Below are 19,512 nucleotides of genomic sequence, written 5' to 3'. Positions count from 1 at the left end.
GCGGTCGCCGAAGGGAGTCCGGCGGTGCCGGTAGCGGCGGCGCGCTACTCGGAGCCCTCCGCGTGCTGCTCGCCGCCGCCCGCTCCGCCGGACTCCTCGAGATGGCGCCGCGCCCACGAGCGCAGCTCCTCGGCGGCGGCCTCCTTGTCCATCGGGCCGTTCTCCAACCGCAGCTCCAACAGGAACCGCCAGGCCTTGCCGATCATCGGTCCCGGACCGATGTCGAGGATCTGCTGGATCTCGTTGCCGTCGAGGTCGGGGCGGACCTTGTTGAGCTCCTCCTCCTCGGCGAGGCGGTCGATGCGGCGCTCGATGTCGTCGTAGGCGCGGGCGAGCGCGGCGGCCTTGCGGCGGTTGCGGGTGGTGCAGTCGGCCCGGGTGAGCACGTGCAGCCGCTGCAGCTGGTCGCCGGCGTCGCGCGCGTAGCGCCGCACCGCGGAGTCGGTCCACTCGCCCTTGCCGTAGCCGTGGAAGCGCAGGTGCAGTGCCACCAGCTTGCCCACGGCGGCGATGACGTCCTTGGGGAACCGGAGAGCGCTGAGCCGGCTCTTGCTCATGGACGCGCCCACCACCTCGTGGTGGTGGAAGGTGACCCGGCCGCCCGACTCGAACGCGCGGGTCTTGGGCTTGCCGATGTCGTGCAGCAGGGCGGCCAGGCGCAGCACGAGGTCGGGCTGCATGCCGCGCCTGCGCTCCAGCTCGATGGCCTGGTCCAGCACGGTCAGCGAGTGGTCGTAGACGTCCTTGTGCCGGTGGTGCTCGTCGATCTCCAGCCGCATGCGCGGGATCTCCGGCAGCACGTGGTCGGCGATGCCGAAGTCGACCATCAGCTCGACGCCCGTGCGCGGGTCGCGGCTGAGCATCAGCTTGACGAGCTCGTCGCGGACGCGCTCGGCGGAGACGATGGCCAGCCGGTCGGCCATGGCCGAAGCGGCCTCGCGGACCTCGGGTGCCGGGGTCATGGCGAGTTGGGCGGCGAAGCGCACGGCGCGCATGATGCGCAGCGGGTCGTCGCTGAAGGAGTCCTCGGGCAGGCCCGGTGTGCGCAGCCGGGCGTCCTTGAGGTCGGCCAGACCCCCGAAGGGGTCGACGAACTCCCGCTCGGGCAGCCGGACGGCCATGGCGTTGACGGTGAAGTCGCGGCGGAGCAGGTCGTCGTGCAGGGAGGTGCCGTAGTGGACCTCGGGCTTGCGGGACTTGGGCTGGTAGGACTCGCTGCGGTAGGTGGTGATCTCCAGTTGCAGGCCGTCCTTGCGCAGCCCGACGGTGCCGAAGTCGATCCCCACCGTCCACACGGCGTCGGCCCAGCCCTCGACCAGGGCGAGGATGGTCTGCGGCACGGCGTCGGTGGTGAGGTCGAAGTCGTGGACCTCGCGGCCGAGCAGGGCGTCGCGCACGGGTCCGCCCACCATCGCGAGCTCGTGCCCGCCCGCGGAGAACAGCTCGCCCAGCTCCTGGACGACGGAGTCGATGGAACCGAAGAGGTCGGTTATCGCCGCGCGCTGCTGGTCGGTGAGGTCGCCCGGGACGGTCGGCGCAGTCCCGCCCGCGGGTTCGCGTGGGGACTCACCGGGAAACGCTGTGTTCGGCACACCACCAGAGACTAGGGGGCCTCCCCCGGTCATGCGAATCGGCCGGAGCCCCTGTGGAGGGGGTCCGGCCGAGGCGCCGACCGCCTGCGGGAGGTGCGGGCGGGGTCTGGGACAGCGCCGCCCTACATTCCGCCCTGGCCGTAATGCAACGGAGCGCGGCCGGGTAGGGGGTATCGTTCTCAGCAGTCCGCCGCGACTCCCGCGCGCCCGACGGGGGTGCACGCGCGGGTCGCGAGATTGCGGCGTCCAGCGCTTTCGTACCCAATCCCCCGCGGGCCACTGTCAACCTGACACGGAAGACCTTCTGGCGTGCGTCGAATCGTCCACATCGGCGCGGTCGTGGCCACGACCGCAGCCGTCATCCCGGCCCTGGCCGCCTTCAACCCTGCCCAGGCCCCGGCCCCGGCCGACCCTGACGGGGGAGGCTCCACGACGGCTCCGCTGATCGTCGAGGAGATCACGCCGAAATCCATCGGCCGCAGCAGCACGATCCGGATCACCGGCCAGGTCACCAACACCACCGGCAGCGCGCTTCGCGACGTCAGCGTGCGGTTCAGCTACGAGACCTACCCCTTCACCGAGCGGTCCGAACTCGACGCCTTCTCCTCCGGCGAGGGCGCCCAGCCCGACGTCGAGGCGGCCGAGGTCGAGCTGGGCGGCCCGCTCGAACCCGGCGAGTCCGCCGACTACACCCTGCGCGCCGACGCCTCCGACCTCGCGCTCTCGTCCTGGGGCGTCTACCCCGCCGCCGTGCAGGCCTTCGACGGCTCCGGCGACGGCATCGGCGCCGAGCGCACGTTCCTGCCCTACCGCAGCGGCGACGGCGCGCCCGCGTCGGTCCAGATCGCCTGGGTGTGGCCGCTGATGGACCGCCCTCAGCGCGCCGACGAGGACACCTTCCTGGACAACTCGCTGGTGCAGAGCCTGGGCCCCGAAGGGCGGCTCGGCCGACTGCTCACCGCCGGCGCCCAGAGCGACGAGGTGTCCCTGGAACCCGAGGCGCCCGCGGAGGAGGCCTCGCCCCCGCCCTCGGCCGCGGAGAGCCCGTCGGGCAGCCCGTCGGCCTCCTCTGGCGAAGCCGGCGGCTCCGCGGGAGGCGCCGAGGACTCCACCGACGGCACCGGCTCCGACGTGCCCGTGACCTGGGCGGTCGACCCGGGACTGCTGGCCGACATCGAACGCCTGACCTCCCCGTATCGGGTGACCGACGACCCCCAGGCCGTGGCCGAGGCCGCGGCCGGCAGGGGCACCTCCGGGGGCGACGCCGCCGCCACCACCTCCGAGGAGGCGAGCCCCGGCGCCCGGATCTGGCTCGAGCAGGCCCGCGCCGCGCTGGCCGACGGCTCCGTGGTGTCGACGCCCTACGCCTCGGCCGACATCGCCGCGCTCCTGCGCCACGGGCTCTCCGAGGACGCCGACGCCGCGGTCTCCCTGGGCCGCGAGACCGTGGAGCGGGTACTGGAACGCCCCGCCGACGACACCGTGGCGCTGCCCCGGGGCGGGCTGATGAACACCGCGACCCGCGAGTTCTACCAGCGGCAGGGCGCCGGCACGTTCCTGCTGCGCGACGACGCAATGCCCGCCCAGTCCTGGGTGGAGCACACGCCGACCGCTCAGGCCCCCCTCTCGCTCGGCAAGGGCGAGGAGGGCACCGCGCTGGTCGCCGACAGCAGCCTGACGGACGTCGTGAGCCGAAACGCCTCGGACCCCGGCGAGGCCGCACTGGCACAGCAGCGCTTCGCCGCCGAGACCGCGATGATCGCCGGCGAGGACACCGACACCAAGCGCACCGTCGTCGCCTACCCGACCTCCGGCTGGAACCCCGGCGCCGAGTACGCCGCGGGCATGCTGGAGGCCAGCGGCTCGCTGCCCTGGCTGGAGCCCGTGGACCTGTCCGAGGTCGAGCCGTCGGGCCCCGACGCCGGCGAGGAGCGCGAGAAGCTCACCTACCCCAAGCGCGGCACCCGCGCCGAGCTGGGCAAGGACTATCTGAGCGAGATCAAGGACCTGCGGGGCCGGGTGCGGCTGTTCAACAGCATCCTGGTCGACGGCGAGGACCCGTTCCGCCCGGCCGTGCTGCGGCTGGAGTCGGCCGCCTGGCGCCACGACCGCGATCTGGCGCGCCCGGCGCGTGTGCTGGTCGAGCAGGCGGTCGAGCGGGACATGGACAAGGTCCGCATCCTCCCCACCGAGCCGGTGACGCTCGCCAGCGCGACCGGCACCATCGGGATCCTGATCGCCAACGACCTGGACAACCACACGGTCAGGGTGAACCTGTCGCTGCTCTCGGAGAACCCCGAACGGCTGTCCATCGGCAACTACGAGGACGCCATCGAGATCGGGCCGGGCCGCAAGACCACCGTCTACGTTGAGCTGTCCACGCGGGTCAACGGCCGCACCATGATCCAGATGAACCTGCACAACCTCAGCGGCGAGCCGATCTCCGAGGAGCAGGTGCTGGCGGTCAACGCGACCGGCATGGGCAGCCAGGCCCTGGTCATCAGCGGCATCGGCGCCCTGGTTCTCGTGGTGGCCCTCACGCCGCGCGCCCTGCGCAAGTGGGCGCGCAACCGGGCCCGCCGCGACTCGGCCGCGGGGGCCGCGAGCGCCGGCGGCGGCGAGGAGCCCGACGAGCCCGACGAGCCCGACGACGACGGTGAAGCGTCCGCCGGGGGACCCGGCGTGCAGGACAATGATGACGGGTCCACGAGTCCCGCGCCGACCGGCTCCGACGCCGATTCCGCCTCTTCCGCGCACACCGCCGAGGACGAGGACGAGGACGACGACGAGAGCGGACCCGGCAACACCCCGGCCGGGCGGTAGCCGCACGCTCCGCCGCGGGCGAGCCGCCCTGCAAAGCCACGCACTTCGAAGGGATCCGTCTGTGGCCACCGAGACCACCAACGGCAGCGACGACCCCTCCGCCTCCGGCGGGGAGGCGGCGGCCGAGGCCGCACGCAGCGGAGCCGACCCCGCTGCCGCGGCCGAGGCGGCGGCTCCGGCCGCCGCGCAGGAGCCGGAGCGGCCGACCGAGGGCAGCGGCGGCTCCGGCGGCATGATGCGCTCCAGCGCCATCATGGCCTCCGGCACGATGGTCTCGCGTGTCACCGGATTCGTTAAGTCGCTGGTCATAGCCGCGGCGCTGGGCACGCAGCTGCTCGGTGACGCCTATCAGACCGCCCAGACCATCCCCTTCATCATCAACGACCTGCTCATCGGCGGGCTGATCGCCAGTGTCCTGGTGCCCCTGCTGGTGAAGCGGCGCATGCGCGACGCCGACGGCGGCGTGCAGACGGAGAGCCGCCTGTTCACCGCCGCGGTGATCGTGCTGCTGGCCGTGACCGCGCTCGCGATCGCCGCCGCCGAGCCGATCATCGGCCTCTACCTGGGCGACTCCTCTCCGGAGCAGGTGCAGGTATCGGTCTACCTGGCGCGCTTCCTGCTGGCCCAGATCTTCTTCGTCGGACTCAGCGGCCTGATCAGCGGAATGCTCAACAGCCGCAACCGGTTCGGCGCACCGGTGTGGGCGCCCGTGCTCAACAACCTGGTGATCATCGCCGTGGGCGGACTGTTCCTGTGGGCGGCCGGCGCGGGGCGCACCGTCGACACTGTGACCCAGGGCGAACTGGTGCTGCTGGGCGCGGGCACCTCGTCGGGCATGGCGGTGCAGGCGGTCGTGCTGGTCGTCGCGCTGTGGCGGGCCGGCTTCCGCTGGCGCCCCCGGCTGGACCTGCGCGGTTCGGGGCTGGGCGAGGCGCTGCGCAGCGCGGGCTGGATGTTCGTCTACACCCTGATGACCCAGCTGGGCCTGCTGATCACCGCCAACGTCGTGAACCGCGCCGGCGCCGCAAGCGTGCGCGGAGGCTACGACGTCGGCGCCGGGCTGACCGCCTACAACTTCGCCTACACCCTCTTCCAACTGCCCTACGCCGTCATCGCGGTCTCCCTGATCACCGTGCTGCTGCCGCGGATGAGCGCCGACGCCGAGGCGCGGCGCTGGCAGGACGTCCGCGACGGGTTCTCCCGGACCCTGCGGATCTCGGCGCTGGTGCTGGTTCCGCTGGGCCTGGCGCTGGCGATCTACTCGGTGCCGCTGGCCACGCTGATCTTCGCGCGCGGCAACACCTCCGCCGGCGACGCGGCCAACATCGGCGCCGTGCTGTGCGCGATGGCGCTGGGCCTCGTGCCGTTCACAATCTTCCAGCTGATGCTGCGGGTGTTCTACGCGATGAGCGACACCCGCACGCCCGCGCTGATCAGCATGGCCAACGTCACCGTGCACGGTGTACTGGCCTACATCGCCTTCCTCGTGCTGCCCCCCAACCTCGTCGTCGTGGGCGTGGCCGCCGGGTTCATGCTGTCGTTCGTGTCGGGGCTGACCATCGCCGGCTTCATCCTCAGCCGCCGCCTCGGCGGGCTTGACGGGCGCCACATCGGTGGCACATTGTTGCGGCTGCACGCGGCCGCGCTTCCCAGCGCAGCCGTCGGCATCGGCGTGCTGTGGTTCGCCACCACCCGCTTCGGCGACGGCCTCGCCACCAACATCGGGGCGCCGGTCGTCGGCTGCCTCGCGGGAGCACTGCTGTTCCTCCTCTGCGCCCGGCTGCTGGTTCCCGAGCTGTCCGACGCGGCGGCCCTCGTGCGCGCACGGCTACGGCGCTAGACCAGGCGCGGCCCCCTGCCACCGCGGCCGCCGGCTCCACCCTCTTCGCGCATCCCCCCTACGAGGAAGCCCCAGGACCATGACGCAACCGGTGGCGGCCGGCCCGCCCGAAGAGCGGCCCGGCGGCGGCCCCGCAGACGCCCGGGACGCGGCGCGCAAGCGGCGCATCCCCATGCCCGACGAGGTCCTGGAAGCGGTCGAGCAGGCCGAGCCCGACACCGACCCCGAACCGGGCCTGCACCCCGACCACGACCCCTCCGACTACGGCGACCTGGGCACCGCGGACCGCCCGGGCGAGGAGGGCAACGAGATCGGCGGCGCCGCGCACAGCGCGCCGGGCAACCTGATGCGCTCTAGCGCGATCATGGCCGCCGGCACCGTGGTCTCGCGCGCAACGGGGTTCGTCCGCACGATCGTGCTCGCCGCGGCCCTGGGCACGCAGCTGCTCGGCGACGCCTACCAGACGGCGAACATGGTGCCCTTCGCCGTCTACGACCTGCTCATCGGCGGGCTGCTGGCCAGCGTCTTCGTCCCGTTCCTGGTCAAGCGCAACAAGCGCGACGCCGACGGCGGCGCGGCCACCGAGCAGCGCCTGTTCACCGTGATCCTGCTGGTGCTGGCCGTGATCACGATCGCGGCGATCGCGCTGGCCGAATGGCTGATCCGCATCTACGCCGGCGAGTTCACCGCCCCCCAGCACGAAGCGGCCACGCTGCTGGCGCGGTTCCTGCTGGGCCAGATCTTCTTCATCGGCGCGAGCGGCATCGCAAGCGCCATGCTCAACAGCCGCAACCGGTTCGGCGCGCCGATGTGGGCACCGGTGCTGAACAACCTGGTGATCATCGGCGTCGGCGTGATGTTCCTGGTGATCACCGGACCGGGCACCACGCCCGGTTCGGTCACCGGCGGCCAACTGACCCTGCTGGGCCTGGGCACCACGGGCGGGCAGGTGCTGCAGGCGCTCGTGCTGGTGTGGGCGCTGTTCGCCGCGGGGTTCCGCTGGCGCCCGCGCCTCGACCTGCGCGGCTCCGGGCTGGGCGAGGCCGTCCGCACCGCGGCGTGGATGATGCTCTACGTCGGGGTCGCCCAGGCGGGCCTGCTGGTGACGACCAACGTGGCCACACGCGCGGGCGTCCGCGCGGCGCAGGAGGGCGACGCTGCGGGGGGCGCCGGCATCACCGCCTACCAGTACGCGTCGATGCTCTTCCAGCTGCCGTACGCCATCATCGCGGTCTCGGTGATCACCGCCCTGCTGCCGCGGATGAGCGCGCACGTCGCCGACGGCCGCAAGGACCTGGTGCGCTCGGACTTCTCCCGCGGCCTGCGGCTGTCGGCGGTGCTGATCGTGCCGCTGTCGGTGGCGATGATCGTCTTCGCGGTCCCGTTCTGCGTGCTGATCTACGCCAACGGGAGCACCTCGGCCGAGGACGCGGGGGCCATCGGGCGGATCCTCATGGTGTTCGCGGCGATGCTCATCCCCTTCACCATGTTCCAGCTGCAGATGCGGGTCTACTACGCGCTGGGCGACACCAGGACGCCGTCGCTGATCGCGCTCCCCGCCGAGGCCGCGCACGCCGCGCTCGCCGTCACGCTGCTGATGACCGCGCCGCCGCGGCTGGTGGTGGTGCTGCTGCCGGTCGCCTACGGCACTTACTACATCGTCGGGTCCGTGCTGGCCTGGCGCGGGCTGCGCCGTCGGATCAACGGTCTGGACGGCCGGCGGATTCTGCGGACCCTGGCGCTGCTGTACGCGGCCGCGGTCCCCAGCGCGGTCTTCGGAGTCGCCATGGTGGCGTCCTTCGGATTGGTTTCGGGCACCGTGCTGCCGTCTCTGCTGGCCATGGTTACCGGCGGCACGGTGGGCGCGCTGATCTTCATCCTGGTCGCCAAGCGCCTCGGTGTGACTGAAGTCACAACATTCTTGGAAATGGTGCGAAGCCGCCTGTTGCGCCGCTGATCACCAGGCCGACTGACTCTGCGTAGTCGACAAAAGGACCCAAATGCTCGTTCACCCGCCCACACCTGGCCACCGAAGGCGGTGCCTGTGCGTCCTAGCATGGAACGGCAGTTCTATGCCGCCGCCCATGAGTTTTCTGAGCTGCCCGAAGGGAGGTTGGGGACAGGCACAGACACGGCCGGACCCGCCCCGCAGCCAGCTTCGAGCGGGAGCGGCCCGAGTCGGCCGTCACGTCCGTCACTCCCGGCATGAGCACCTTCATGATTGAGCCCGGCGCCCGTCTCGCAGGCCGTTATCGACTCGACAGCCAGGTAAGCCACACCGCAGGGGCCACCCTGTGGAAGGCGACCGACGAGACCCTGGCCCGGCTCGTCGCCGTGTGGACCTTCGCGGAGGGTTTCCCCAGGACCAGCGAGGTCGTCCGCGCCGCGCGGGCCACCAGCCGCGTCGCCGACTCCCGCGTCACCCAGGTGTTCGACGCCGATGACAGCGGCCCCACCCCCTACGTCGTCGAGGAGTGGGTGGCCGGGCAGTCCCTGGCCGACCTCCTCTCCCAGGGCCCGCTCGAACCCGAGCGCGCCGCCGGTCTGGTGGCGGAGGCCGCCGAGACCCTGGCCACCGCGCACGCGGCCGGCCTTTACCACCTGAACCTGACCCCCGGCAAGCTGATCTGGAGCCTGGGTGGCGCCGTCAAGGTCACCGGCATCGGCGTGGACGCCGCGCTGGGCGGCCTCACTGCCGAGCAGCCCGCCGCGGCCGACGCCCAAGGGCTCGGGCGGCTGCTGTACGCGGGGCTGACCGCCCACTGGCCCGACGCGGCCCGCAGCGGGATTCCGGCCGCGCCCCCGGTCGCCGGCGCTCCGTGCCAACCGGTGCAGCTCAACTCCGGTGTCTCCCAGTACCTCAACGACCTCGTCTGCCGCTCGGCGTTCCTGGCCCCGCTGCACGGGGGTCCCCTGGCAACGCCCCGCGAGATCGCCGACGCGCTGGCCCAGGTGCCGCGCATGGTCCCGCTGCCCGCCGCCCCGGCGAACGCGCCGATGGCTCCCGAGCCCGCCCGCGGCACCTCGCGCCGCTCCGGCGAGTTCCCCGCCGCCTCGCACGCCTCGCACGCTCCCGCTCCCCCGCAGCGCCAGGCTCCGGCGCCCCGCCAGCGCCGCCGCCGCGAGGGCGGCATGCCCGCCGGGGTCACGCGGATGCTGGTCGGCGGGCTCGCCCTGGTCGTGTTCATCGGGGTCGTGGTGGCCGCTTGGAACATCGGCACCAGCATGAGCGGCTCCGGCGGCGGCGAGGACCCCGACGGCCAGACCACCGGGGGCGATGGCGGCCAGGACCCGGCCGAGCTCTCGGCGATACCGCCGCAGTCGGCCAACGGCTTCGACCCGCTGGGCGACGACGGCGAGGAGCACGACGAGATCGCCGGCCAGGCCGTCGACGGCCAGCCCACCACCGAGTGGCACACCCAGGGCTACGAGTCCGCCGACCTCGGCGGACTGAAGCAGGGGGTGGGCCTGCGGATCGACCTCGGCAAGAGCCACGAGGTGCACGAGGTCTCGCTCGACCTCGGCGACGGACCCCACGACGTGGAGATCCTCGTGGGCGACTCCACCGACCCCTCCGCTCTCGGCGCCGGCGGTTCGCCGGCGGCGTCCGAAAGCGGTGCGCAGGGCGAAGTCGACTTCGAGTTGTCCGAACCTGCCGAAGCGCAGTATGTCGTCGTATGGTTCACTAGTCTGCCCCAGGACGGGGCGAGGTATCGGGGCATCGTCAACGAGGTCGAGCTGCGCGGGAAAACGTGACTACGGTGATTGACGCGGTTCAGGAGCTCCCCGACAAGGAGCTGTTGTCCAGGCACGCTCAGGGGGACGACCGGGCATTCGGAGAGCTGGTCCGGCGCCACCGCGAGCGCATGTGGGCTGTCGCGATCCGCGTCCTCGGCGACTCCGAGGAGGCCGCCGACGCCCTGCAGGACGCCTTCCTCTCCGCGTTCCGCGGCGCACACCGCTTCCGCGGCGAAGCCCAGGTGAGCACCTGGCTGCACCGCATCGTGATCAACGCCTGCCACGACCGCATGCGCCGCAAGATGGTCCGGCCGGCGGTCCCCACCGACGACGCCACGCTCGACGTCATCTCCAACGAGCGGACCAAGGCCAGCACCCCCGACCCCACCGGCAGCAGCGACTCCGCGATGGACGTCCACGCCGCGCTGGGAAAGCTGCCCGAGGAGCAGCGCCTCGCGCTGGTGCTCGTCGACATGATGGGCTACCGCGTCGACGAGGCCGCCGAGATCCTCGAAGTCGCCCCCGGAACGGTGAAAAGCCGCTGTGCGCGGGGACGCGCGAGACTTCTGCCATATCTGGCCCACTTGAGGAACCCTGAGCACTCGCGGGACGTCACATCCCCGAGAGGAGGTGACAGGGCATCGTGACGTCTCATGTGGACGCGGAGACTCTCGCCTTGTCGGCCGAAGGCCTGCTGGAGCACAACGACGAGAGCACCGTCCAGCAGCATGTCGCGGACTGCGCCGCGTGCGCCGCGCAGCGCTCGGAGCTGGCCGATGTCACTCGGGTCCTGGCGGAGGTGTCCGCAGCTCCGCTGCCGGACGCCGTGGCCGAGCGGCTCGACGCCGCAGTGCGTGCCGAGACCGAGTCCCGCCGCACCGAAGGCGGCGGTTCGGACGGCGGTTCCGGCGACGGCTCCGCGGCGGCGGAATCCGGTCCACCGCCTCCCCAGCCTCCTTCGCACCCGTCGAACGTCGTCCCCCTGCGGCGGCGGTGGATCAACTACCTCGCCGTCGCGGCGGCGGCCGTGGTGGTCGTGGGCGGCGGGACCGCGGTCATGCGCGGTTTCCTCACCGACCCGGTGAACGGCCGGCTCGCCGGGCCCGGCGACAGCGCGAGCGAGCACAGCGCGCACAAGGACGCGGGGCTGGCCTACCGTCCGGTGGTCGTCGAGAGCGGGACCGTCTACACCGAGGAACGCCTGACCGAGCAGGCCGGGGTCGTTCTCGACCGGAGCGACCCGACCGCTCCAGGCGGCGCTGAGGGCGACGCTGGCGCCTCCGCGCAGGAGGGCCGGAGTGACTCCTCGGAGGTCCCCGACGACGTCTCCTCCTGCCTTCAGGCGCGCGAGAGCGACTCCGGCAGGAACCCGGTGCTGGTCGACGTCGCCGAGTACTCCTCGGACGGCGCGCCGGGCCCGGCCTGGGTGATGTACTACGGTTCCCGGCCCGGCAGCGAGGCGCAGGAGTCCTACGACGTGGTCGTCCTGTCGCCGGACTGCGGCACGGCCGGCGGGGCCGACCCGGTGCTCGCCGAGACCACGGTGCCCGCGCCCTAGGCGGATCGCCGACGCACAGGCTTCCGGCCCCCTCCGCCTCCGGCGGCGGGGGCCGTTTCACGTGGCCGCCGCGCGGCTCGGCGGCGCACCCGATTCGCCGACGGATCCACTCGTCGACACGTCGATACGTCCCCGGGCCCGGATGGGAATTGGACGCGCCTACCATCTGTTGGGACAGACGACTTTCCCCGCGGGCAGCCGCCAGCGCTCTGCCCGCCGACCGACCGGAGGGCGACGATCGTGAGCGACGTCCGCAATGTAATCATCATCGGGTCGGGACCCGCGGGCTATACCGCGGCCGTCTACGCCGCCCGCGCCGAGCTGCAGCCCCTGGTGTTCGAGGGCTCCATCACCGCCGGCGGCGCCTTGATGAACACGACCGACGTCGAGAACTTCCCCGGGTTCCCGGACGGCATCATGGGCCCGGACCTGATGGACCACCTGCGCAAGCAGGCTGAGCGCTTCGGCGCCGAACTGGTGGCCGACGACGTCACCGAGGTCGACCTGAGCGCGACGCCGAAGGTCGTCAAGGTCGGCGAGGACGTCCACAAGGCCCGCACGGTGATCGTCGCGACCGGCTCCGGCTACCGCGAGCTTGGCGTGCCCGGCGAGACCGAGTTCTCCGGACGCGGCACCTCCTGGTGCGCCACGTGTGACGGCTTCTTCTTCCGCGACCAGGACATCGCTGTGGTCGGCGGCGGCGACACCGCGATGGAGGAGGCGACCTTCCTCACCCGCTTCGCCCGCTCGGTGACGGTCATCCACCGCCGCGGCGAGCTGCGCGCGAGCAAGATCATGCAGGAGCGGGCCTTCGCCAACGACAAGATCCGATTCCTGTGGAACACCGAGGTCACCGAGGTCGTCGGCGAGTCCAAGGTCTCCGGCGTGCACCTGCGCAACACGGTCACGGGTGAGGAGAGCAAGCTGGACGTCACCGGCCTGTTCGTCGCCATCGGCCACGACCCCCGCGTGGAGCTCTTCGAGGGCCAACTGGACTTCGACTCCGAGGGCTACCTGGCCGTCGACGCCCCGAGCACCCGCACCAACCTCCCCGGCGTCTTCGCCGCCGGCGACGTCGTCGACCACAACTACCGCCAGGCCGTCACCGCCGCCGGCACAGGCTGCGCCGCCGCACTGGACGCCGAGCGCTACCTGGCCGACCAGGGCCGCTGATCCCCGCCGCCCGGCGCACCCTCGACTACAACGACCACGCGACCACTTGCGACCGATGAGGAGTTCCCCGTGTCCGACCTGAAGAAGGTAACCGACAGCACCTTCGAGACCGACGTACTGAAGAGCGATAAGCCGGTGCTGGTCGACTTCTGGGCGGAGTGGTGCGGCCCGTGCCGCCAGGTCGCCCCGATTCTGGAGGAGATCGCGGCCGACCACGGCGACAAGCTGGAGATCGTCAAGCTCAACACCGACGAGAACCCGGAGACCACCCGGGATGCGGGCGTCCTGTCGATCCCGATGATGAACGTCTACCGGAACGGCGAGCTCGTCAAGCAGATCAAGGGCGCCAAGCCCAAGCGCAAGCTGCTGCAGGACCTGGAGGAGTTCATCGGCTGAGTCGCCCGGCTCCGCCGCCGCGTGTTTCACGTGAAACGCTCGTCGCGGAAGCCGAGGGCGGTCGCCCTCTCCACACGCGAAAGCGCCCCCCGAGTCTCGGGGGGCGCTTTCGCGTGTGCTCGTCGCCGGTCGCTTCGGCGCCATGTCGACACCGCTTGTCGACTCACGGGAGGATTCCGCCTCTCGGTCGACACGGCGACGAGTCGACGCCTGCAACGCGGGGGTGTACGGCCGACCGGGCGCTGCGCCGGCCCGGTCGGCGAGCGTCTCACTCCTGGGTCGATCCCGGCGCCATGGCGGCGATGATGCGCTCCAGGTCCTCGCGCGTCGCGAACTCGACCACGATCTTGCCCTTGTTGCGCCCCTGGTTGATCTTCACCCGGGTCTCGAACACGTCGGAGAGGCGCCGCGACCACTCCTCCATCTCCGGGTTCGGTCCGCTGCGCGCCGGGGAGCGGCGGGGCGCCGGGCGCTTCTCGTCGGTCTCGCCGAGCGTGATGACCTCCTCCAGCGCCCGGACCGACAGCCCTTCCTCGACGATGCGCCGGGCGAGGCGGTCCTGGGTGTCGGAGTCCTCGACGGACAGCAGGGCCCGGGCGTGGCCCGCACTCAGGACGCCGGCGGCCACGCGACGCTGCACCGACGGCGAGAGGTTCAGCAGGCGCAGGGTGTTCGTGATGTGGGGGCGAGAGCGGCCGATGCGCTTGGCGAGCTCGTCGTGTGTGGCGCCGAAGTCGTCCAGCAGCTGTTGATAGGCGGCCGCCTCCTCCAGCGGGTTGAGCTGCTGCCGGTGCAGGTTCTCCAGGAGGGCGTCGCGCAGCAGCTCGTCGTCGGTGGTCTCGCGGACGATCGCCGGGATGCGGTCGAGGCCCACCTCCTTGCTCGCGCGCCATCGGCGCTCGCCCATGATGAGCTCGTAGCGCCCCGCGCTGAGCTTGCGGACGACGATCGGCTGCAGCAGGCCGACCTCGGCGATCGATGCGCGCAGCTCCTCCAGCGCTTCCTCATCGAAGTGCTGGCGGGGCTGCCGCGGGTTCGGTGTAACGGCGCCTACCTCGACCTCCTCGAGGTAGGCGCCCCCGATGGCCTCAGGGTGCTGCTGCTCCGCACCGAGGTCGGACGGGGCGTCCAGGCTGGCTGCCTCGGGCGCTTGCGGTATCAACGCGCCAAGGCCCTTGCCCAGACCGCGCCGCTGCTGGCTCACCGACGTCTCCCTTCACGTCTCATGGTCAGTTACCGGCGCTCATCTTCGCCCGGTAGGCGATCTCGCGCGCCGCCTCCATGTAGGCGACCGCGCCGGTGGACCCCGGATCGTAGGTCATCACGGACTGCCCGTAGCTCGGGGCTTCCGAGACGCGCACACTTCGAGGCACCAGTGTCTTGAGTACCAGATCGCCGAAGTGTCCGCGTACTTCATCCGCAACCTGGGATGCCAGCCTCGTCCGGCCGTCGTACATGGTGAGCAGAATGGTGGAGATCTCCATCGCGGGGTTGAGGTGCGACTTCACCAGTTCCACGTTGCGCAGCAACTGCCCGAGCCCTTCGAGGGCGTAGTACTCGCACTGGATCGGGATGAGCACCTCTTCGCAGGCGACCATGGCGTTCACTGTGAGGAGGCCGAGTGAGGGCGGGCAGTCGATGAAGATGTAGTCCAGCTCGCTGCTGTCGTAGGCGGAGAACGCCCGCTTGAGCCGCGACTCGCGGGCCACCAGCGAGACCAGTTCGATCTCCGCGCCGGCGAGGTCGATGGTGGCAGGGACGCACCAGAGGTTGTCGATATCGGGTACCGGCTGCGCGAGGTCGCGGATCTCCTCGTCCTCGACGAGGCAGTGGTAGATCGAGCGCGAGTCGGCGCTGCGGTCCATCGACAACGCGGTGGAGGCGTTCCCCTGGGGATCGAGGTCGACGACGAGCACCCGGTTGCCGTGCATCGCCAGCGACGCGGCCAGGTTGACGGTCGTCGTGGTCTTGCCGACACCGCCCTTCTGGTTCGCGACACTCATGACGCGGCACTCAGCGGGGCGCGGCCAGGAGTTGTCGCCGTGTCCGCGCACCGACATCGCAACCCGAGCCGCACGAGCTATCGGGGTGTCGTATTCCACCTCGGCGTCAGGCGCGGAGATGACGTCGGTATCCGTTTCACGTGAAACATCGGCGGGCATGGCTTGGTCCTCCCAGCGAGGCGTTTCATGTGAAACATAGGCGCCGTCGGTCTGGTTCTGGGGCACGAATGACTTCACCTCTTCCGTCCGCGCTTCTTCCTGGAGCCACCTGAGGAGCGCCGCGCCTTGGACGCGCTGGAGTGACCGCTCTCAGATGTGACAGTCACGCGAACAACCGTGGTAGCGGGTTCGACTTTACCGCGCCCAACCCGGATCACATCAGCAACGCATGGGCGTTGTGCCGACAAATCCCTGCGCGCTTCCTCAAGTTCACTCTCCGCTTGCTCCCCCTTGAGGGCGAGCAGGCTGCCACCTTTGCGGAGCAGGGGCAGCGCCCACACGCCCAGCCGGGCGAGCGGCGCGACCGCCCGGGCCGTGGCGATGTCGGCCCGGACCTCCGAGCGCATCTCCTCTGCCCGTCCACGTCGCACCTGCACGTTGGGGAGTTCGAGATAGTCGATGCACTCGCGCAGGAAGACGGTCCTCCGCAGCAGCGGCTCCAGGAGAGTCACCGTCAGGTCTGGGCGCAGAATACCCAGTACCACTCCGGGAAGACCGGCGCCCGAACCGATGTCGACGACGTCCGCTCCCTCCGGGACCAGCTCCTCGATCACGGCGCAGTTCATCAGATGCCGCTCCCACAGGCGGGGAACCTCACGCGGGCCGATCAGCCCTCGTTCAACTCCGGCGTGAGCGAGGAGGTCCGCGTACCGGGCCACGAGCGGGAGTGTGTCGCCGAACAGGTCTTTCGCATGTTCGGGCGGTGCCACCATCCCCTCAGCACCCGAGGCCATCAGTCACCACCTTGACCCTTTCAGACCGGTCAGCGATCAATCGACAGGTCGACATGGACAGAAATATCCAAGGAAGTAGATACAGAAGCGCCCCCCACGATCCTATGCGTGAGGGGCGCCTGCGCGGACGTTATGTTTCACGTGAAACCGAAGCGGTAGAGATCCGTATCCGCCGTCGTGGCCGGGTCCGAGCGGTCGCAGCGGATCTTCGCCGATGGAGCGGCCGCACCGCGGGGTCAGCCGGCCGGGTAGACCACCACGTAGCGGTTGGGCTCCTCGCCCTCGGACTCGCTGCGCAGTCCCGCCGCCGCGACGGCGTCGTGCACGACTTTCCGCTCGAACGGCGTCATCGGTTCCAGCGGCTTGACCTCGCCCGACTTCCTGACCGCCTCGACGGCGTCGGCACCGACCCGCGAGAGGGCCTTGCGCCGGGAGTCGCGGAAGCCGCCGATGTCGAGCATCAGGCGGCTGCGGTTGCCGGTCGACCGGTGCACGGCCAGGCGGGTCAGCTCCTGCAGCGCTTCCAGCACCTCGCCGTTGTCGCCGATGAGCTCGTCGAGCGTCGCGCCCACGACCGACACCAGCGCGCGGTCGCCCTCGACGTCCATGTCGATGTCGCCGTCGAAGTCGGCGATGTCCAGCAGGCCCTCGATGTAGTCGGCCGCGATGTCGCCCTCGCGCTCCAGGGCGGCGACGTCGACGACGGCCTCGTCCTCGTTCTCCGGCGCATCCGCCACGGCCACGCTGCCGCGCTCGTCCGCCCCGTCCTCGTTGCCGTTGCTCACAGCGAACTGTCTCCTAACGTCTGTGCGGGTGCGGGAGACGCGCTTCCAGGGCTTGATAGGCCTGCGCGACCCTTCACCCGATGGTCCTAGCCCTTGCCGCCGGTGCGCTTGGCCCGCGACTGCTTCCTCGGCTGCCTACGCTCGATCTTAGGCTCTTCGACCGGTTCTGGCGCGCTCTCTTTGCGCTTGCCGAGAAGGCCTTTCGCGGAACCGTTGGGCGAGGCGGTCTTGGCGGCGTCCGCGGAGCTCTCGGCGCTGCCCTCGGCGGGCTTGCGGTAGAGGAAGTGCTGCTGGCCCATGGTCCACACGTTGGAGGTCACCCAGTAGATCAGCACACCGATCGGCATGCCCAGACCGAAGAGGCCGAAGGCCGGCGCCAGGTACATCATGATCTTCTGCGACTGCGCCATGGGGTTGTCGGGCATCTGCACCGTGCTGCGCTTCATGCTCTGGCGCATCGTCAGGAAGGTCGTGCCGCCCATGATCACGCAGGCGACGACGATCACGGCCTTGGCGATGATGGGGTTGGCCCCGTAGCCCTCCAGCTCCTGGTTGCTCATCAGGAACTGCGCGGCCAGCGGTGCGTGGAAGATCGCCGCGTTCTGGGCGCTCTCGACGAGGTCCGGGGTGAATCCGTACTGCGCCTTGCCCTGGGCGACGTTGCGCAGCACGTTGAACAGCGCGAAGAACACCGGCATCTGCAGCAGCAGGGGGAGGCAGCCCATCAGGGGGTTGGTGCCGCTCTCCTGGTAGAGCTTCATCTGCTCCTGCTGGAGGCGCTGCTTGTCGTTCTTGTAGCGCTCCCGCACCTTCATCAGCTGCGGCTGCATCTCCTGGACCTTGCGCTGCGTCTGCATCTGCTTGACGAACAGCGGGACCATGATCAGCCGCATGAGGACCGTCAGCGTGACGATGGACAGGCCCCATGCCCAGCCGCTATCGGGGTTGAGTCCGATAGTCGTCAGCCCGGAGTGGATCTGGATCAGCACCCAGCCGACAATGTTGTAAAGCCAGTCCAGCACCGGCCAACTCCCTCTTCCTTCGGTTCGGCTACTGCCCCGGTGGTTCCGGTGCGGTGCCCGGTTCGACGATCGGCGCGTCCTCCTGCCCGGCGGCACCCTTGCGCGGGGGCACGGGGTCGAGTCCGCCGGGATGGAACGGGTGGCAGCGGGCGATCCTGCGCGCAGCGAGCCACAGGCCGCGCGGTGCGCCGTGCACGTGGAGCGCTTCAACGGCGTAGGCGCTGCACGAGGGATAGAAGCGGCAGACAGGGGGCAGGATCGGACTGATGAACCGCTGGTAGCCGCGGATGGGCACCACCAGCGCTCGCGCCGCTCGGCTCGGTATCTCCTCGGTCATGAATCCGCCAGATCCCCGCCGTCGCGCGTCTTCTCCGATGCGTGCGGGGCGTCAGGCCCCCTGCGACGGCGTGTCGCGTTCTTGCGGGGGCGCATCGCCGCGGTGATGGCACCGTCGAGCTGCGCGGCCAGCGTGTCGTATCCCAGGGACGCGGACAGGGGTTTGGCCCGCACTACTAGCAGGCTACCCGCAGGAAGAAGCGCGAGCCGCGCCCGCATCAGGTGGCGGAGGCGGCGCTGGACACGCTTGCGCACCACGGCGTTTCCGACGGACCTGCCGACGGCGAACCCCACGCGCGGCGGCGCCCCGGACTCCCGCGCCTCGGGCGAGGGCGCCAGGTAGGCGACGCTGAGCGCCTCGCGGCCGGCGCGCCGACCGGACCGCAGCACGGCCGTGAACTCGGCACTGCGGCGCATTCGGTTCTGGGGCGACAACATCGGAACGTTCCTCGGCGGGCTTCGGGCGTGACTGAACGATCGCCGTCCTGCGGCGCCGGGCCCCGAACAGCGCAGGTGCTCGGCGCGTCGGGTGCGGGGCTGTTCGACGGGGCCGCCGACTGCGGGCGGCCCCGTCGAACAGCCCCTAACGCACAACGAAGGCCGGCTGCCGCAGGGGACAGCCGGCCCGCAGGTCGATCGGTCGACCGTGGCCGCTAGTGGCGCACGGTCAGCTGCGCGCGCCCCTTCTTGCGGCGCGCTGCGATGATCGCGCGTCCGGCACGGGTCCGCATGCGCAGCCGGAAACCATGAACCTTGGCGCGGCGCCGGTTGTTCGGCTGAAACGTACGCTTGCTCACTGCAGGGCTCCAGGGGCGTGTAATCGAAGTACTACGGCTGCCCCACGGCAGCGGGGCACGGTGTCTGCGCTCTCCGGCGCCGAAGGGTGTTGCGAAGGTCCGCACAAGGCCCTTCGGCGAGGGCGGGCCGACGGCGCCGCAGGCCGCCGGATCGATGCGCCGCGACACTGCCGCAAGCGCAGACCGATAGCGACCTAAGCATATCGAAGATACGGGCCCCTCCTGCACCGGTCAAATCGATCACCGCGGCCACCAGCGACGACGCGCACATCCGCAGGTCCGCAGCCCGGTTTTCCCAAACCTGTGGACAACCGGGCCGACACGATCTCCACAAGCTGTGCATCCTGGGGAGCCGCCCCTAAGCTGTGGAAAACGCGCGAGCGGCAGCCGACTGTGCCGGCACGCCTCCCCGAGCGGCGTCCACAGCCTGCGTGCACGTGCTGCAACCCCACTGATCTGCGGATTGTGGATAACTCCACTCTCGTGGACCGCGTCT

The 19,512-nt window shown here is 70.9% G+C and carries 17 protein-coding genes; 8 read left to right on the top strand and 9 right to left on the bottom strand.

The window, feature by feature from the left end; genetic code table 11:
- Positions 1 to 44: 44 nt before the first annotated feature.
- On the bottom strand, positions 45 to 1,592 hold the full coding sequence (locus tag ABEA15_RS16135) for a CCA tRNA nucleotidyltransferase (protein ID WP_344141436.1): 1,548 nt from the start codon (positions 1,590 to 1,592) through the stop codon (positions 45 to 47).
- Positions 1,593 to 1,901: 309 nt separating this feature from the next.
- Between ABEA15_RS16135 and ABEA15_RS16130 the strand changes: the two genes are divergently transcribed.
- The 8 genes from ABEA15_RS16130 to trxA all read left to right on the top strand — a co-directional run bounded on the left by ABEA15_RS16130 (position 1,902) and on the right by trxA (position 13,120).
- Positions 1,902 to 4,415 (top strand): DUF6049 family protein, encoded by a 2,514-nt coding sequence (locus ABEA15_RS16130; RefSeq protein ID WP_345557248.1) that lies wholly within the window; start codon positions 1,902 to 1,904, stop codon positions 4,413 to 4,415.
- Positions 4,416 to 4,476: 61 nt separating this feature from the next.
- Complete coding sequence (gene murJ / locus ABEA15_RS16125) at positions 4,477 to 6,255, top strand: murein biosynthesis integral membrane protein MurJ (RefSeq protein WP_344141438.1); 1,779 nt, start codon at positions 4,477 to 4,479, stop codon at positions 6,253 to 6,255.
- A gap of 79 nt (positions 6,256 to 6,334) precedes the next feature.
- Positions 6,335 to 8,212 carry a murein biosynthesis integral membrane protein MurJ gene (murJ, locus tag ABEA15_RS16120; RefSeq protein ID WP_425579403.1) on the top strand — a complete coding sequence of 626 codons (1,878 nt, stop codon included), beginning with the start codon at positions 6,335 to 6,337 and terminating at the stop codon, positions 8,210 to 8,212.
- Between the two features lie 248 nt (positions 8,213 to 8,460).
- Positions 8,461 to 10,011 (top strand): protein kinase family protein, encoded by a 1,551-nt coding sequence (locus ABEA15_RS16115; protein ID WP_344141439.1) that lies wholly within the window; start codon positions 8,461 to 8,463, stop codon positions 10,009 to 10,011.
- An 8-nt stretch (positions 10,012 to 10,019) separates the two neighbouring features.
- Positions 10,020 to 10,640: an RNA polymerase sigma factor SigM gene (gene sigM / locus ABEA15_RS16110; protein WP_344141502.1), complete on the top strand. Its 621-nt coding sequence runs from the start codon at positions 10,020 to 10,022 to the stop codon at positions 10,638 to 10,640.
- A complete protein-coding gene (locus tag ABEA15_RS16105) occupies positions 10,637 to 11,551 on the top strand; it encodes a hypothetical protein (protein WP_345557247.1) in 915 nt (304 codons plus the stop codon). The genes sigM and ABEA15_RS16105 overlap by 4 nt, the downstream gene beginning before the upstream one ends.
- A gap of 240 nt (positions 11,552 to 11,791) precedes the next feature.
- Entirely contained in the window at positions 11,792 to 12,724 is a 933-nt protein-coding gene (gene trxB / locus ABEA15_RS16100) for a thioredoxin-disulfide reductase (protein WP_344141441.1), read from the top strand.
- A 69-nt stretch (positions 12,725 to 12,793) separates the two neighbouring features.
- The gene (gene trxA, locus ABEA15_RS16095; RefSeq protein ID WP_344141442.1) at positions 12,794 to 13,120 is read left to right on the top strand and encodes a thioredoxin; all 327 of its coding nucleotides are present in this window, start codon (positions 12,794 to 12,796) and stop codon (positions 13,118 to 13,120) included.
- 268 nt (positions 13,121 to 13,388) lie between these two features.
- On the opposite strand, the gene ABEA15_RS16090 is transcribed toward trxA, so the two are convergent.
- The 8 genes from ABEA15_RS16090 to rpmH form a co-directional block, all read right to left on the bottom strand.
- Positions 13,389 to 14,324, bottom strand: coding sequence for a ParB/RepB/Spo0J family partition protein (locus ABEA15_RS16090; RefSeq protein WP_344141443.1), 936 nt, complete (start codon positions 14,322 to 14,324; stop codon positions 13,389 to 13,391).
- A gap of 25 nt (positions 14,325 to 14,349) precedes the next feature.
- On the bottom strand, positions 14,350 to 15,180 hold the full coding sequence (locus ABEA15_RS16085; RefSeq protein ID WP_344141503.1) for a ParA family protein: 831 nt from the start codon (positions 15,178 to 15,180) through the stop codon (positions 14,350 to 14,352).
- A gap of 176 nt (positions 15,181 to 15,356) precedes the next feature.
- Positions 15,357 to 16,076, bottom strand: a complete 720-nt coding sequence (gene rsmG, locus ABEA15_RS16080) for a 16S rRNA (guanine(527)-N(7))-methyltransferase RsmG (RefSeq protein ID WP_344141444.1) — start codon at positions 16,074 to 16,076, stop codon at positions 15,357 to 15,359.
- A gap of 236 nt (positions 16,077 to 16,312) precedes the next feature.
- Positions 16,313 to 16,813 (bottom strand): Jag family protein, encoded by a 501-nt coding sequence (locus ABEA15_RS16075; protein ID WP_345557314.1) that lies wholly within the window; start codon positions 16,811 to 16,813, stop codon positions 16,313 to 16,315.
- A gap of 134 nt (positions 16,814 to 16,947) precedes the next feature.
- Positions 16,948 to 17,883 (bottom strand): membrane protein insertase YidC, encoded by a 936-nt coding sequence (gene yidC, locus ABEA15_RS16070; RefSeq protein ID WP_344141445.1) that lies wholly within the window; start codon positions 17,881 to 17,883, stop codon positions 16,948 to 16,950.
- A 28-nt stretch (positions 17,884 to 17,911) separates the two neighbouring features.
- A complete protein-coding gene (gene yidD / locus ABEA15_RS16065) occupies positions 17,912 to 18,220 on the bottom strand; it encodes a membrane protein insertion efficiency factor YidD (protein WP_344141446.1) in 309 nt (102 codons plus the stop codon).
- Positions 18,217 to 18,657 carry a ribonuclease P protein component gene (rnpA, locus tag ABEA15_RS16060; protein WP_344141447.1) on the bottom strand — a complete coding sequence of 147 codons (441 nt, stop codon included), beginning with the start codon at positions 18,655 to 18,657 and terminating at the stop codon, positions 18,217 to 18,219. The genes yidD and rnpA overlap by 4 nt, the downstream gene beginning before the upstream one ends.
- A 215-nt stretch (positions 18,658 to 18,872) precedes the next feature.
- On the bottom strand, positions 18,873 to 19,016 hold the full coding sequence (rpmH, locus tag ABEA15_RS16055; protein ID WP_311544463.1) for a 50S ribosomal protein L34: 144 nt from the start codon (positions 19,014 to 19,016) through the stop codon (positions 18,873 to 18,875).
- Positions 19,017 to 19,512: the final 496 nt, after the last annotated feature.

Source organism: Streptomonospora halophila (assembly GCF_039542725.1).
Classification (GTDB): domain Bacteria; phylum Actinomycetota; class Actinomycetes; order Streptosporangiales; family Streptosporangiaceae; genus Streptomonospora; species Streptomonospora halophila.
Note: the sequence above shows the minus strand (reverse complement) of the source record. Positions and strands in the feature narration are given on the sequence as shown.

Excerpts from the sequence above, each read along its gene's own strand:
- rnpA (WP_344141447.1), bottom strand. The coding sequence starts at position 18,657 with ATGTTGTCGCCCCAGAACCGAATGCGCCGCAGTGCCGAGTTCACGGCC.
- rsmG (WP_344141444.1), bottom strand. The coding sequence starts at position 16,076 with ATGGCCTCGGGTGCTGAGGGGATGGTGGCACCGCCCGAACATGCGAAA.
- yidD (WP_344141446.1), bottom strand. The coding sequence starts at position 18,220 with ATGACCGAGGAGATACCGAGCCGAGCGGCGCGAGCGCTGGTGGTGCCC.
- ABEA15_RS16115 (WP_344141439.1), top strand. The coding sequence starts at position 8,461 with ATGAGCACCTTCATGATTGAGCCCGGCGCCCGTCTCGCAGGCCGTTAT.
- ABEA15_RS16085 (WP_344141503.1), bottom strand. The coding sequence starts at position 15,180 with ATGTCGGTGCGCGGACACGGCGACAACTCCTGGCCGCGCCCCGCTGAG.
- murJ (WP_425579403.1), top strand. The coding sequence starts at position 6,335 with ATGACGCAACCGGTGGCGGCCGGCCCGCCCGAAGAGCGGCCCGGCGGC.